Origin of the sequence: Kitasatospora sp. NPDC057518 (genome assembly GCF_042802075.1) — a bacterium.
Classification (GTDB): domain Bacteria; phylum Actinomycetota; class Actinomycetes; order Streptomycetales; family Streptomycetaceae; genus Kitasatospora.
Map to the genome: position 1 here is coordinate 1 of NZ_JBHVEU010000799.1, position 1,346 is coordinate 1,346.

General features: G+C 73.6%; 1 protein-coding gene. It reads left to right on the forward strand.

Annotated elements, in window-relative coordinates:
- Positions 1–52: 52 nt before the first annotated feature.
- On the forward strand, positions 53–1,222 hold the full coding sequence (locus tag ACFU7Z_RS39470; protein WP_380782993.1) for a serine hydrolase domain-containing protein: 1,170 nt from the start codon (positions 53–55) through the stop codon (positions 1,220–1,222).
- Positions 1,223–1,346 lie beyond the last annotated feature (124 nt).

Below are 1,346 nucleotides of genomic sequence, written 5' to 3' on the forward strand. Positions count from 1 at the left end.
CGCGGAACCCGCCCGCCCCGCCAATTCCCGCCTCCAGCAGAGGAGTTCCTCCATGAACGAGCACGTACAGCACAACCGAACCCATCGCGGACGCCGTGGCCGGCACCGGGTGGTGGCGGCCGTGGCGACCGTCACCGCCGTGGCCGCCGGCGTCCTGGCGCCGACCACGGCGTTCGCCGGCGGCAGGCCCGACGTCGTCCAACAGAGCCTGGACGCCCTGGTCAAGGACGACGGCCTGCCCGCCGCCCTGGCCGCCGTCAAGGGCCGCGACGGCCGCACCCGCAACTACACCGCCGGCGTCGGCGACCTCGCCACCGGGGCCAAGGTCCCCGTGGACGGGCAGATCCGCGCCGGCAGCAACACCAAGACCTTCACCGCCGTCGTCGTCCTCCAGCTCGTCGCCGAAGGAAAGGTGGGCCTGGACTCCCCCATCGAGACCTACCTGCCGGGCCTGCTGCGCGGCGACGGCATCGACGGACGCGAGATCACCGTCCGCCAACTGCTCCAGCACACCAGCGGCCTGCCCGACTACATGGACTCCCCCGAACTCTCGGACTTCACCACGGTGCAGTACCGCTACTTCGAGCCCCGCGACCTCCTCGACGGCGCCCTCGCCCAGAAGGCCCTCTTCCCCGCGGGTACCGGCTGGGCGTACAGCAACACCAACTACATCGTCGCCGGGCTCCTCGTCCAGAAGATCACCGGACGGCCCGTCGGCGAGGAGATCACCAAGCGCGTCATCGACCGCATCGGCCTGCGCCACACCTACTTCCCCGCCGTCGGTGACACCACCGTCCACGAGGCCCACCCCCACGGCTACCTTCCGGGCACACCGGGCGCGCCCCGGTTCGACTACACCGAGATGGACTCCTCGATGGCCTGGGCGACGGGGGCGATCGTCTCGACCAACACCGACCTCAACACGTTCTTCACCGCGCTCCTCGGCGGCCGGCTCCTGCCCGCGGCGCAGCTCGCCGAGATGCGCACCACCGTCCCCGCCGATCTGATCGGCCAGGGGATCCGCTACGGACTGGGCCTGCAGAGCAGGCCGCTCTCCTGCGGCGGCCTCGTCTGGGGCCACGGCGGCACCGCCCCCGGCTACCGGTCCCGCGGCGGCGTCACCGAGGACGGTCGCGCCGCCACCATCACCGTCACCACCGTTCCGGGCGAGGCCGGCGCGCAGCACATGACGGACGCCCTGGACGCGGCCCTCTGCCGCTGACCCGGGCCTCGGGCCGGCCCCCCTGCCCACGCCGGGGGCCCGCCCGACCCCGCGAGCGTCCCCCTGGTGCGACCCGCGGCAGCCCGCCGGGTTCGCGGTCCCGGCCTCGCCCAGACCGGCCTCG

Excerpts from the sequence above, each read along its gene's own strand:
- ACFU7Z_RS39470 (WP_380782993.1), top strand. The coding sequence starts at position 53 with ATGAACGAGCACGTACAGCACAACCGAACCCATCGCGGACGCCGTGGC.